General features: G+C 68.5%; 8 protein-coding genes. 5 read left to right on the forward strand and 3 right to left on the reverse strand.

The genetic code is table 11. The features are described from left to right. Nucleotides 1-10 precede the first annotated feature (10 nt). On the forward strand, nucleotides 11-2,605 hold the full coding sequence (gene pepN, locus KZ820_RS18805; protein ID WP_219750399.1) for an aminopeptidase N: 2,595 nt from the start codon (nucleotides 11-13) through the stop codon (nucleotides 2,603-2,605). A gap of 227 nt (nucleotides 2,606-2,832) precedes the next feature. Here pepN and ppc read toward each other — a convergent pair whose 3' ends face one another. Continuing rightward, entirely contained in the window at nucleotides 2,833-5,514 is a 2,682-nt protein-coding gene (gene ppc, locus KZ820_RS18810) for a phosphoenolpyruvate carboxylase (RefSeq protein WP_219750400.1), read from the reverse strand. Between the two features lie 473 nt (nucleotides 5,515-5,987). Between ppc and KZ820_RS18815 the strand changes: the two genes are divergently transcribed. Then, nucleotides 5,988-6,842, forward strand: a complete 855-nt coding sequence (locus KZ820_RS18815; protein WP_219750401.1) for a hypothetical protein — start codon at nucleotides 5,988-5,990, stop codon at nucleotides 6,840-6,842. A gap of 167 nt (nucleotides 6,843-7,009) precedes the next feature. Further along, on the forward strand, nucleotides 7,010-7,813 hold the full coding sequence (locus KZ820_RS18820) for an MvdC/MvdD family ATP grasp protein (protein ID WP_219750402.1): 804 nt from the start codon (nucleotides 7,010-7,012) through the stop codon (nucleotides 7,811-7,813). A 52-nt stretch (nucleotides 7,814-7,865) separates the two neighbouring features. Here KZ820_RS18820 and KZ820_RS18825 read toward each other — a convergent pair whose 3' ends face one another. Together KZ820_RS18825 and KZ820_RS22050 are read right to left on the reverse strand one after the other, a co-directional pair. Further along, nucleotides 7,866-9,380, reverse strand: coding sequence for a TadA family conjugal transfer-associated ATPase (locus KZ820_RS18825; RefSeq protein WP_219750403.1), 1,515 nt, complete (start codon nucleotides 9,378-9,380; stop codon nucleotides 7,866-7,868). 369 nt (nucleotides 9,381-9,749) lie between these two features. Next, nucleotides 9,750-10,628, reverse strand: coding sequence for an Ada metal-binding domain-containing protein (locus tag KZ820_RS22050; RefSeq protein WP_308462283.1), 879 nt, complete (start codon nucleotides 10,626-10,628; stop codon nucleotides 9,750-9,752). Between the two features lie 428 nt (nucleotides 10,629-11,056). On the opposite strand from KZ820_RS22050, the gene KZ820_RS18835 reads away from it, so the two are divergent. After that, nucleotides 11,057-11,626: a F0F1 ATP synthase subunit delta gene (locus tag KZ820_RS18835; RefSeq protein WP_219750405.1), complete on the forward strand. Its 570-nt coding sequence runs from the start codon at nucleotides 11,057-11,059 to the stop codon at nucleotides 11,624-11,626. A 4-nt stretch (nucleotides 11,627-11,630) separates the two neighbouring features. Continuing rightward, a complete protein-coding gene (gene atpA / locus KZ820_RS18840) occupies nucleotides 11,631-13,160 on the forward strand; it encodes a F0F1 ATP synthase subunit alpha (RefSeq protein ID WP_219750406.1) in 1,530 nt (509 codons plus the stop codon). Nucleotides 13,161-13,204: the final 44 nt, after the last annotated feature.

A 13,204-nucleotide genomic window follows, 5' to 3' on the forward strand; every position in this document is an offset into this window, starting at 1 on the left:
AGTCAAGGCCATGGACGCACGCCTCACCGCCGCCGCACCCGTCGTCACCTATCGCCGCGATCATCAGGCGCCCGCCTGGCTCGTGCCCGAGGTCGCGCTCGACTTCGCGCTCGACCCGACGCTCACGCGCGTCCGCACGCGGCTCAGCGTGGAGCGCAACGGCACGCACGACCTGCCGCTGCGGCTCGACGGCGCAGGGCAGGTGCCGCTCTCGGTCACGGTGGACGGCGCGCCGGCCGAGGGCTGGACGATCGAGGACGAGCAGCTCGTCGTACCGCTCACGGGTGACCGCCACGTGATCGAGACCGAGGTGGAGGTTGCGCCCGATCGCAACACCCAGCTGATGGGGCTCTACGCCTCGGGCGGGATCCTGTGCACGCAGTGCGAGGCCGAGGGCTTCCGCCGCATTACCTATTTTCCCGATCGGCCCGACGTGCTCGCCACCTATCGAGTGCGGATGAGCGCCGATCGGCGCCGCTTTCCCGTCTTGCTCGCCAACGGCGACCCCGTCGCGCAGGGGGAGAACGCCGACGGGACGCACTGGGCCGAGTGGCACGATCCTTATCCCAAGCCCTCCTATCTCTTCGCGCTGGTGGCGGGCGACCTGGCGGTGAACCGCGACACGTTCACCACGCGCTCGGGGCGCGAGGTGGCGCTGGGTATCTGGGTGCGTGCCGCGGATCTGCCCAAGACCGCGCACGCGCTCGACGCGCTCAAGCTCTCGATGGCGTGGGACGAGCGAGTGTACGGCCGCGAGTACGACCTCGACGTCTTCAACATCGTCGCAGTCGACGACTTCAACTTCGGCGCTATGGAGAACAAGGGGCTGAACATCTTCAACAGCCGCTATATCCTCGCGGACCCCGACACCGCGACCGATTACGATTATGACGCGATCGCCGCGGTGGTGGCGCACGAATATTTCCACAATTGGTCGGGCAATCGCGTAACCTGCCGCGACTGGTTTCAGCTGAGCCTCAAGGAAGGCTTCACCGTCTATCGCGACCAGTCGTTCAGCGCCGACCAGGGCTCCGCCGCGGTGAAGCGGATCGAGGACGTGCGCGGACTGCGCGCGGCGCAGTTTCCCGAGGACGCCGGCCCGCTCGCGCATCCGGTGCGCCCCGAGAGCTACATCGAGATCAGCAACTTCTACACCGCGACCATCTACAACAAGGGCGCCGAGCTGATCCGCATGATGGCGACGATGCTGGGCGACGCCGCCTTCCGCGCCGGCGCCGACCTCTACTTCGACCGCCACGACGGCACCGCCGCGACCTGTGAGGATTTCGTCCGCTGCATGGAGGAGGCGAGCGGCGTCGACCTCGCGCAGTTCCGCCTGTGGTACAGCCAGGCGGGCACGCCGCGCGTGTCGGCCAGCGTCGAGCACGAGCCCGGCAGCGGCCGCGCGCTGCTCCACCTAGCACAGAAAGTGCCCGATACGCCGGGGCAGAGCGGCAAGGCGCCGCAGGTCCTTCCGCTGCGGGTGCGGCTGTTCGGCAGCGCCACCGGCGCGCCGCTCGGTGTCGAGCGGCTGGTGGTGCTGCGCGACGCGGCGGAGAGCATCGCCTTCGAGGACGTCACCGAGCGGCCCGTGGTCTCGCTCAACCGCGGCTTCTCCGCGCCGGTGATCATCGAGAGCGATCGCACCGCCGCCGACCTCGCCTTCCTCGCGCGCCACGATGATGATCCCTTCGCGCGCTACGAGGCGATGCAGCAGCTGATGCTCGATACCTTGGTCGCGGCGACGGTCGAGGGCGAGGCCGATCATCGCGCCGTGGTCGAGGCGGTGGCGGACACGCTCGACGATCCGGCGCTCGACCGCGCTTTCGTCGCCGAGGCGGTGCTGCTGCCGTCGGAGAATTTCATCGGCGACCAGCTCGCTACGGTCGACCCCGAGGCGGTCTTCACCGCGCGTGAGGCGCTGCGGCGTGCGCTCGCGCGCGCGCTCGACCAGCGCTGGCGCGCCGCCTGCGACCTCGGCGAGCGCGTGCCTTACACTTATACCCCGGCGGCCAAGGGCGCGCGGCGCCTGCGCAACGTCGCGCTCCACTATCTCCAGGCGGGTGGCGCGGCCGACGCGCCGGCGCTGGCCTGGGCGCAGTTCGAGGCGGCGGACAACATGACCGATCGACAGGGCGCGCTCACCGCGCTGGCGAGCGGCCATTCCGACGAGCGCGACGCCGCGCTGGCGGCCTTCTACGCGCGCTATGCCGACAATCCGCTGGTGCTCGACAAATGGTTCCAGACGCAGGCGCTGGCGTCGCGCGATGACACGCCAGCGCTGGTCGCCGAGCTGGCGCGCCATCCCGATTTCTCGCTCGCCAACCCCAACCGCGCGCGCGCGCTGATCGGCGCCTTCGCGGTCAACCAGCGCGCCTTCCACGTGGCGGGAGGGGCAGGCTATCGCTGGCTCGCCGACCAGCTGCTCGCGCTCGATCCGCTCAACCCGCAGACATCGGCGCGGCTGCTGCCCCCGCTCGGCCGCTGGCGCCGCTTCGACCCGGCGCGCGCGGCGCTGATGCGCGCCGAACTGGAGCGGATCGTCGCGACGCCGGGGATCAGCAAGGACTTGTTCGAACAGGCGTCGAAGAGCCTGGAGGGATAGGAGCGGCGTCGACCGCTCGGAGCGCCGGCGCATGTACGATGTGAGCCGGATCACGCACCGACCTCTCGTCCACCACCGTCATCCCTGCGGAGGCAGGGGTTCAGACACGCAGGCCCTCGAAGGAGCCGCGACGACAGCGTGTATGAATCCCCGCCTACGCGGGGATGACGTAGGTGGGAGAAAACGACTCAGGCGAGGGACGAGACAGGAAGAACAGCTCGGACCCCTCAGCCTGAATTGCGCAGCGCCGTCGCGATCGCGTTGATCGACAGCAGGATGCCCTGGCGCACGCGCTCGTCGGCCTCACCCGCGCGATGGCGCTTCATCAGCTCGATCTGCAACAGATTAAGCGGCTCGATATAGGGCAGCCGCAGCCGGATCGAGGCGTCGAGCGCCGGATGCTTCTCGAGCAGGTGCAACTGCGCGGTGACGTCGAGCAGCCCGTCGTGGGTCTGCTGCCAGCCGTCGCGGATGCGCCCGAACACGCGGTCGCGCAGGGCCGCATCCTCGACCAGCCCGGCGTAGCGCTCGGCGATCCCCATGTCCGACTTGGCGAGCACCATCTCCATGTTGGCCAGCGTCGCGGCGAACAGCGGCCAGCCCTGCGCCATCTCGCGCAGCAGCGCGCGGTCCTCGAAGCCGGCGATCGCCTGGCCGACGCCGTACCACCCCGGCAGCATCACACGCGCCTGCGCCCAGCTGAACACCCAGGGGATGGCGCGCAGGTCCTCGATCGCGTCCGACTGCTTGCGGCTGGCGGGGCGGCTGCCGATCTTCAGGCCGGCGATCTCGGCGATGGGCGTCATCTGGCGGAAGAAGGTGCGGAAGCCCTCGGTCTCGTAGACCAGCCCGCGATAGGCGCGAAAGGCGGCGTCGGAGAGCCGGTCCATCGCCGCGGCGAAGCTGGCGTTGTCGCTGTTCGACAGCTGCTCGGGCTCGAGGCTGGCGAGAAGCGTCGCCGAGGCCATCGCCTCCAGGTTGGTCGTGGCGCTCTCGCGCGTCCCGTATTTGCCCGCGATCACCTCGCCCTGCTCAGTGATGCGGATGCGGCCCTGTACCGTGCCCGCGGGCTGCGCGCGGATCGCGGCGAAGCTGGAGCCGCCGCCGCGCCCGACCGCGCCGCCGCGGCCGTGGAAGAGCTGCATGCCGACGCCGGCGGCGTCGAACACCGGCTTCAGCGCGGTCGAGGCGCGCGATAGCTGCCAGGTCGAGGTGAGATAGCCGCCGTCCTTGTTGCTGTCCGAATAGCCGATCATCACTTCCTGGTGACCGCGCGCGCGCGCGATGTCGCGCACCTCGGGGATGGCGAACCACTCGGTCATGATCGAGGGCGCGGCCTCGAGATCCTCGATCGTCTCGAACAACGGCACCGCCATCACCGCGGCGCTGGCGGGCGCGTCGTCGCTGGCGGGGCGGTACAGCCCGACCTCCTTGAGCAGCAGGTGGACCTCGAGCAGGTCGGACACCGATTTGGTCATAGAGACGATATACTGGCGGATGCACGCCGCACCGTAGGTGGCGTGCGCGTCGGCGGCAGCCTGGACGATCGCCAGCTCGGACGCGGTCTCGTCCGAGAACGTCGTGAAGCGGCTGGTCAGCGGGCGCGGCGTGGCCAGCTCCTGGCGCAACAGCATCACGCGCGCGTCCTCGTCGAGCGCGGTGTAGTCGGCGCAGACCCCTGCGCCGCGCAGCATCTCGGCGACGACCTTCTCGTGCACCGCGCTGTTCTGGCGCAGGTCGAGCGTGGCGAGATGGAGGCCGAACACCTCGACTGCGCGGATCAGCCGCCCGATCGCGCCGCCGGTGCCGAGCAGCCCGGCGCCCTCGGCCGAGAGCGGGCGCGCGATCGTCTTGAGGTCGGCACGCAGCGCGGCGGGGTCGGGATAGGGCTCGCCGCGCAGCGTGCCGGGGCGCGGCGCCGGCTCGCCGGTGAGCTTCTGATAGGTGGCCGCCGTCCGCGCGTAGATGCCGCTGATGGCGCGGCGATAGGGTTCGTCGCTACGCGTCTCCGAGGTGTCGCCGCTCGCCTCGGCGAGCGCGAGCACGCCCTCGTCGACCGCGCCGTGGTCGGAGGAAATCGACAGCTCGGCACCCATCGCGTGGAGCTGGTCGAGATAATAGCCCAGTACTGCCCGCGACGCACGCGCGAGCGCGGCGCGCAGGCTGTCCGCGGTGACGAAGGGATTGCCGTCGCGGTCTCCGCCGATCCAGCTGCCCGGGCGCAGGAAGGCGGGCACGCGCGCACCCAGCGCGCGATCCCAGCGCTGATAGAGCGCGGGGATCACGGGGAGAAAGACGTCGCGCAGGTAGCTCAGCGCGGTCTCGACCTCGTCGGTGACGTACAGCCTTTCGCGCCGCAGCACGCGCGTCTGCCACAGCAGCGCGACCTGACGCACGATCGCCTCGTCGACCTGGTCCCCCTCGGGCGTGGTGTCGACCCCGCGGTCGCGCAGCGCCATCAGCTGCGCGATGCGGTTGCGGTGGTCGATCATGCTCTTGCGTCGCACCTCGGTGGGGTGCGCGGTGAGCACCGGCGCGATCAGCGCGCGATCGAGCAGGGCGAGCACCGCGTCGCGGTCGACGCCGGCCCCGGCGAGGCGCTGAAGCGCGGCGGCGACGTCGGCGCCCTCCTCGGCGGCGATCCCCTGGCGGTCCTCGGCGAGATTGGCGAGCATCGAAAACAGCATGAAGCCGCGCACGAAGTCGAGCGTCTCGTCGAGGTCGAGCGCGCCGAGCCCGACGTCGGGCGAGCCCTGGCCGTTGCCGCGGTGGCGCTCGACCGAGGCGGAGCGGATCGCCTCGGTGCGCTCGTAGAGCGTCTCGCCCCCATAAGCGCGGATGACGTCGCCCAGCACGCGGCCGAGATAGCGGACGTCGGGATTGTTGGTGATCGGAGGGAGTGTGGCCATCGCGCGATGCTGCGTCGCGGCAGGCGCGGGGTCAACCGGGTACGGCCATCGTGGAGCTTTGACTGCGATGGCCGCCCCGATCGAACGCCCCACAACAAGCCGATATATGGATTGTCAATTACGCAAGTAATATTAGCGGAGGAAGTGGCCAATTTGAGCCATTCTTGCGCTAGAAAACTTGATCCGTCCAAGTCAGCATGTATGTGCCGACTTCGAGTCGGAGTGGTGTAGGAGAACATTATGGTAGAGTCATTTCTTTTTAGTAAAAATGAGCCAGTTCTTCAGGAGCTAAGCGAAGAAGAAAAGGCTATGGTGGCGGGAGGGGATCCCGACGGTACGATCTACTCAACGCCGACCGGAAATACTGGGACTTGGTACACCCCCAGTGCCGGAGGACGTGGGATCCACAGCGACGACCCCTGATATCCCTTTGGCGGCTCGCTTGCGGGCCGCCCATAGTAATAGGGTACCTTATGGCACTGCTACCATCTGCCGCTATCCTTTTCATGCTCGTGACCAGCGGAGCAGCGCGACCGCTCGCACCTCCCATCGAACCCGCCGATAGCCCGCAGGTCTGTTCCTCTCTCCCCGGCACCGAGGCGCTGGCGGAGAGCGCGCCTCGATTTGTGATCGTCGGTGAGATCCATGGCACTGACCAAGTTCCACGCCTTTTCGGCGACATCGCCTGCGTCGTCGCGAGGCGGCGCTCCGTGATTGTGGCGCTCGAATTCGATGAACGGAGCGACGAGGACGTGGCGCATTTCCTCGCCTCGCCGGGCGACGATGCCGCTGTCTCTCGACTGCTGCGATCGGACATCTGGGCGCGCGACATGGCGGACGGGCGATCGAGCATCGCGATGTTGACGTTGCTGCGCCGCTTGCGCGATTGGCGCGCTGCTGGCCGGGTGGTCGAGGTCCATGGCACCCAGCCACGTGTCAGCGGCCGCCTCGACCAACATTATTATGAGCTGGCGATGGCCGATCGCTGGGCGTCGCTGGCAGACACTCACCCAAACAGTGTCGTGCTGATCCTCGTCGGAAGCCTACACGCGCGCCTCGTACGCCAGCCAGGCATGATGTTCGCCCCCGCCGCGAGTCATCTTCTACCAACAGACGTCGTGTCCCTCCAGTCAGAGCCGGCGACCGGTAGCGCCTGGAATTGTCAGCAAGACGGCTGCGCGCCTCATCCACTCGCAGGTAAAGGCACGCATAAGCCGGCGTATATTCGAGTCCTGCCGACGATCACCGATGGCTTCAACGGCGTCTTCTCCGTGGGGACCAGCCTGACAGCCTCTGCGCCGGCGATTGAGACGGTGGGCGCCCGATAGTGGGACGCCGCCCCCGGCTCCATATTCTAGGCTCGCCGCGTGATCCTCACATCGTACGGGTCGCTGCTGAGTTGCAACACCGAGGCGCGACGTGCCTGGTCTACTCACCGGTGTCGGACCAGGAGGGGGAGCGTCTGCCATCAGCCCGCCTAGTCGATAGACGTGGCTTGTCGGCCTCGGTTCAGCACGAGGACTGGTGGTGGCTCAGGAGCAAACATCGGACGATCCGCTACAGCTCAGCGGACGATCAGCGCCGCAGCTTCGAAGCCACGACGCGGCGCGATGTCGCATTGTCGTTGATCGCCGCCCGCGGTTGCCGCTGTTTCAACAATGAGCAGCGCGGGTTGCCTGACAAGCTGACCCAGCTCGATGTCGCGCGCTCGCTCGGTTGCGCAATCCCGGACACGCTCATATCGTGTGACAAGGCTGAGATCATCGCGTTCATCCAGGCTTTCGGTCGAACGATCGTGAAACCCTTGAGTATCAGCTTCGCCCCGGCTTATGGTAGCGACGACGCGACGCTCATCAGCATCATGGCCAATCTGGTGACGGTCGCGGAGATCTCCGCCGCCAGTGATGAACAAGTGGCAACCTTCCCGGCGATCTACCAAGCGTATGTCGAGAAATCGTACGAGCTGAGGGTCGTTGCGTTCGGCGACGCGTGCCTCGGCTTTCGGATTGACTCGCAAGCGTCGCCTCGGTCTGCGATCGACTGGCGGCGTGCCGAGAGGCTGCCCGGGATTGTCGGCCGTGAGCCTGTCCCGCTCCCGCCGGAGATGCAAGACTTCACCGGCGCCTTCCTGCGCAGGTCTCATCTGCACAGCGGAGTGTTCGATTTCGCGGTGACGCCTGACGGCAAGACGGTCTTCTTCGAGTGCAATCCATCAGGCCAGTGGGCCGATCTGGACGGAACGCATGGTTCGGTGACCCGCCTTTTCGCTGATGGGTTCGAAAGCCTTCTCTCGTCCTGATCTCGGGCCAAAGCCGCGAGGCGCACCGCGTCAATAGCCTAGCACAGCGCCGTCACAGACACGCCTCCAGATACGCCTGGTCGAAGCCGAACTGCTTGGCCTTGTCGAACGTGTAGGGCCGCAGCCCCATCGAGCGATACTCGCCGATGATCTTGCCGTCGGCGCTCTCGTCGAGATACTCGAACTTGAAGAGCTCCTGCGTCACTATCACCGGGCCCTCCATCCCGATCACCTCGGTGATGTTGGTGACGCGGCGCGAGCCGTCGCGCAGGCGCTTGACCTGGATGATCATGTCGACCGAGTCGGCGATCTGGCGGCTGATCGCCTCCTTGGGCACCTTGATGTCCGACATCATCACCATGTTCTCCATGCGCGCCAGCGCCTCGCGCGGGCTGTTGGAGTGGAGCGTGCACATCGACCCGTCGTGGCCGGTGTTCATCGCGGCGAGCATGTCGAAACACTCGCTGCCGCGGATCTCGCCCAGGATGATGCGGTCGGGGCGCATGCGCAGCGCGTTCTTGACGAGGTCGCGGATCGAGATCTCGCCCTGGCCCTCGAGGTTGGCGGGGCGCGTCTCGAGCGGCAGCCAGTGGGGCTGCTGGAGCCGCAGCTCGGCGGCGTCCTCGATCGTCAGCACGCGCTCGCCCGGGTCGATCATCTTCGACAAGGCATTGAGCATCGTCGTCTTGCCCGAGCCGGTGCCGCCCGAGATCACGACGTTGAAGCGGCACGCGCCGGCGATCTTGAGCGCGGTCGCCATCTTCTGCGACATGCTGCCGAAGCCAGCCATCATGTCGAGCGTGATCGGCTTGGCGGAGAACTTGCGGATCGAGATGGCGGTGCCGCGCAGCGAGAGCGGCGGCACGATCACGTTGACGCGGCTGCCGTCCTTGAGGCGCGCGTCGGCGAGCGGCGTGGTCTGGTCGACGCGGCGGCCCACCGAGTTGCAGATGCGCTGCGCGATCTGAAACAGATGCTCCTCGTCGCGGAACTGGATGTTGGCCAGCTCGAGCTTGCCCTTGCGCTCGACGAAGGTCTGGTCGGGACCGTTGACCATGATGTCGCTGATGTCGGCGTCGGCGAGCAGCTCCTCGAGCGGCCCGAGACCGAGCAGCTCGTCGACCAGCACCTTCTCCAGCGCGAACTGCTCGCGGCGGTTGAGCGTCAGCTTGAGCTCGGCGAGCACCTCGCCGATGATCGGCCGGAATTCCTCGGCCAGCTCGTCCTTGCCGAGCGTCGCGGCGGCCTCCGGGTCGACTCGCTCGAGCAGGCGCGGCAGCACCTGTTCCTTGATGCGGTGGATCGAGGCCTCGAAGCCCTCCATCCGGCTCGCGCCGGCGTCGCCGCTGGCGTTCTGCCGGTCGGCGAGTCGCTGCATCGCGTCGACGGTGCCCTGCGGTACCAGCGACGGATCGCCCTCGCCGGGCAGTGCCAGCGCCTCGGTGGCGGGGAACGGCTCGGGCTCGGGGCGCGCGAGCGGGTTGGCCTGCATCGGGCGCGCCACGCCGAAGCCGCCGCGTGCGCCTGTCGTTCCCATCCCGCCGTTGCGGCGTCCGAACGCGTTCATCGACCCGGTCATCCTCGAAAGTCCGGGGATCGAGCTAAGCGACAAGCCTTTATAATCGCCTAACCACGGCCACGACCGGCGCCGGCCGAGCGTGGCCGTATCCCGGCGCAGGCCGGGGCCCAGTCAGAAATACCATCCCGGCGCGTGACGGTCCGATATGGAAGCATGCGGCTCCTCACGTCGCGCTACTGCCAAGCGCGAGGCTCGTTCCGCGCTACTGAGCGTACCTGGCAGGCCGTGCCGCCGTTCACGCACGAGCCACTGCGTTCGCGTACCCATGGATCCCGGCTCGAGGCCGGGATGAGGAGGAGGGAGCGGCGCGGCAGACAACCTAGCTGGAGGTCCTGCTCGCAGGAGTACGAGGATGGGTCAGGCGTCCGCCCGCGCCGCCGCCCGCACCGCCGCGAGGAACAACGCCCGCCGCTGTGTCTCCGGCAGCGCGGCGTCGAGCGGCACCGCTGCTGCTCCGACCCAGCGCAGCATGCGCGACCGCTCGCCGGCGTCGGCCTCCACCAGCGTCGCCGCCGGCAGCAGCGCCGCGAGGGCCTCCACCCCCTCATCGAGCGAGACAAGACACAGCCCGCGCCCGGTCAGCGCCACCAGCAGCGCGCCGAGCGGCGTCGGCACCTCACACCAGGCGACTCGCTCGCCCGCACCCCCGCTCGCCCACGCGGCAGGCGTCATGCCGAGTGCGGCGGCGTCGGCGTAGAAGCGGCTCGGCGCGGCATAGCCAGCGGCGTAGATCGCGGCGGTGACGTTGCGCTCGGCGCGAAGCGCCGCGGCGGCGCGCGCCGCGCGACGGTCACGGGCGTAGGCGGCGGGGGAGAGGCCGGTAGCGCGCGTGAACAAGCGCTGAAAGTGATGCGGCGCGTAGCCGACCGACGCGGCGAGGGCCGCGAGCGACAGGGAACCTTCGTCATCGTCGAGCAACGTGAGCGCACGCCTCACCGCGGTCGCGTCGCGCGTGACGTCGTCGGGCAGGCAGCGGCGGCAGGCGCGATACCCTGCCGCGCGCGCGGCGGCACCGTCGGCCAGGAAGCCGACGTGCTCGCGTCGCGGCCGCCGCGCCGCGCAGCTCGGCCGGCAATAGATGCGGGTCGAGCTGACGGTGACGACGAAGCGGCCGTCATAGGCTCGGTCGCGGCTGACGAAGGCGGCCCAGGCGGCGTCGGGGTCGATGGGGGCGGAGGGGGCGAGTATGGTGCCTGAGATGGCAACGGGATCCGCGTGGTCGACGCCATGCGCCACCCATCCCCCGTCATACCGGACTTTGTCCGGGATCCACCGTGCCGCATACGCGTCGGCGGCGGGGTGCGCGGATGCGTGGATCCCGGACCCAGTCCGGGATGACGGAAGGGCGTGAGGGAGGGGCGCCGTGTCAGTCATCGGCCATCTCGCTTGCCTCGGCGTCGCGGCGGCCTCTGTACGTATCGGCTCGCGACCATCATCCATCGCCTATACGCCACCGCCTCCCTCACCGCATCCCACGGCTTGCGCCCGAACCTTCCCGCCGCCGCGCACACCGTTGATCACGTTCAACACCGCGCCCGAGCGCTCCGGTTGCATCCCCGGCAACCCTTTGCTACGCGCGCCGCTACCCAAGCGAAGGCGCCGCCGCGCGCCACCCGGTCGCATGGGTTCGACACCCTTGGGTTTATGCGAGGAAAGTGGATCGCGTGGAGAGTTCCAGCGGTAATCAGGGCAGCAGCATCCAGGCCAGCCTCGGCGGGCGCTACGCGAGCGCGCTGTTCGATCTGGCGGTGGAGGCCAAGGCGGTCGACCAGGTCGAGCGCAGCCTCGCCGCGGTGCGTGATGCGCTGGCCGAATCGGCCGAGTTCCGCGCGCTGATCGCCTCGCCCGTGGTGGCGCGGCGCGACGCGGTGCGCGCGGTGGTCGCCGCGGCCGACGCGATCGGCGTCGACGCCACCACGCGAAGTTTCCTCGGCGTGCTCGCGGAGAATCGCCGGCTGTCGCAGCTGCCGCAGATCATCCGCGCCTTCCGCACCTTCGCGGCGCGCCACCGCGGCGAGACCACCGCCGAGGTGACCAGCGCGCACCCGCTCACCCCCGAGCAGGTCGACGAGCTCAAGCAGCAGCTGCGCCGTCGCGTCGGCCGCGAGGTGTCGGTCGACCTCGAGGTCGATCCGGCGATCCTCGGCGGGCTCGTCGTCCGCATCGGCTCCCAGATGATCGATTCCTCGATCCGTACCCGTTTGAATGCGCTCGCCAGCGCGATGAAGGGCTAACCACATGGATATCCGCGCCGCAGAAATCTCGAAGGTCATCAAGGACCAGATCGCCAATTTCGGCACCGAGGCCCAGGTGTCCGAGACCGGCCAGGTGCTCAGCGTCGGTGACGGCATCGCGCGCATCTACGGGCTCGACAACGTCCAGGCCGGCGAGATGGTCGAGTTCTCGAACGGCGTGCAGGGCATGGCGCTCAACCTCGAGGCCGACAACGTCGGCGTCGTGATCTTCGGCTCGGACGCGGAGATCAAGGAGGGCGACGTCGTCCGCCGCACCGGCACCATCGTCGACGTGCCGGTGGGCAAGGGCCTGCTCGGCCGCGTGGTCGACGGTCTCGGCAACCCGATCGACGGCAAGGGCCCGATCGTCGCCGAGCAGCGCAGCCGCGTCGAGGTCAAGGCGCCCGGCATCATTCCGCGCAAGTCAGTGCACGAGCCGGTGCAGACCGGGCTCAAGGCGATCGACGCGCTGGTACCGGTCGGCCGCGGCCAGCGCGAGCTGATCATCGGCGACCGCCAGACCGGCAAGTCGGCGATCGCGATCGACACGTTCATCAACCAGAAGACCGCCAACGCGGGCACTGACGAGTCGAAGAAGCTGTACTGCGTCTACGTCGCGGTCGGCCAGAAGCGCTCGACGGTGGCGCAGCTTGTCCGCACGCTGGAGGAGAACGGCGCGATGGACTATTCCATCGTCGTCGCCGCGACCGCCTCGGACCCCGCGCCGCTGCAGTTCCTCGCGCCCTACACCGGCACCGCGATGGGCGAGTATTTCCGTGACAACGGGATGCACGCGGTGATCGTGTTCGACGACCTGTCGAAGCAGGCGGTGGCCTATCGCCAGATGTCGCTGCTGCTGCGCCGTCCGCCGGGCCGCGAGGCCTATCCGGGCGACGTCTTCTATCTCCACTCGCGCCTGCTCGAGCGCGCGGCGAAGATGAACGACGCCAACGGCAACGGCTCGCTCACCGCGCTGCCGATCATCGAGACCCAGGCGGGCGACGTGTCGGCGTACATCCCGACCAACGTGATCTCGATCACCGACGGCCAGATCTTCCTTGAGACCGACCTGTTCTTCGCGGGCATCCGCCCCGCGATCAACGTTGGCCTGTCGGTCAGCCGCGTCGGCGGCGCCGCGCAGACCAAGGCGATGAAGAAGGTGTCGGGCTCGATCAAGCTGGAGCTGGCGCAGTATCGCGAGATGGCCGCGTTCGCGCAGTTCGGCTCGGACCTCGACGCCTCGACGCAGAAGCTGCTCAACCGCGGCGCGCGGCTGACCGAGCTGCTCAAGCAGCCGCAATTCTCGCCGATGCCGTTCGAGGAGCAGACCGCGTCGATCTACGCCGGCACCAACGGCTATCTCGACCAGGTGCCGGTCGCCGACGTGACCCGCTACGAGGCGGCGATGCTGGCCTTCCTGCGCAACGATCACGCCGACGTGCTGAGCGCGATCCGCGACTCGCGCGAGCTGGGCAAGGATACCGAGGGCAAGCTCAAGGGCGCGCTCGACCAGTTCGCGAAGACCTTCGCCTGATCGCTGACACACGCATGACCGTCACCCCGGCGCAGGCCGGGGTC

The organism is Sphingomonas citri, from assembly GCF_019429485.1.
GTDB lineage: Bacteria > Pseudomonadota > Alphaproteobacteria > Sphingomonadales > Sphingomonadaceae > Sphingomonas > Sphingomonas citri.

Bases quoted from the DNA above. Each gene is read 5' to 3' on its own strand.
- atpA (WP_219750406.1), top strand. From the start codon at position 11,631: ATGGATATCCGCGCCGCAGAAATCTCGAAGGTCATCAAGGACCAGATC.
- pepN (WP_219750399.1), top strand. From the start codon at position 11: ATGGACGCACGCCTCACCGCCGCCGCACCCGTCGTCACCTATCGCCGC.
- KZ820_RS18825 (WP_219750403.1), bottom strand. From the start codon at position 9,380: ATGAACGCGTTCGGACGCCGCAACGGCGGGATGGGAACGACAGGCGCA.
- KZ820_RS18815 (WP_219750401.1), top strand. From the start codon at position 5,988: ATGGCACTGCTACCATCTGCCGCTATCCTTTTCATGCTCGTGACCAGC.
- ppc (WP_219750400.1), bottom strand. From the start codon at position 5,514: ATGGCCACACTCCCTCCGATCACCAACAATCCCGACGTCCGCTATCTC.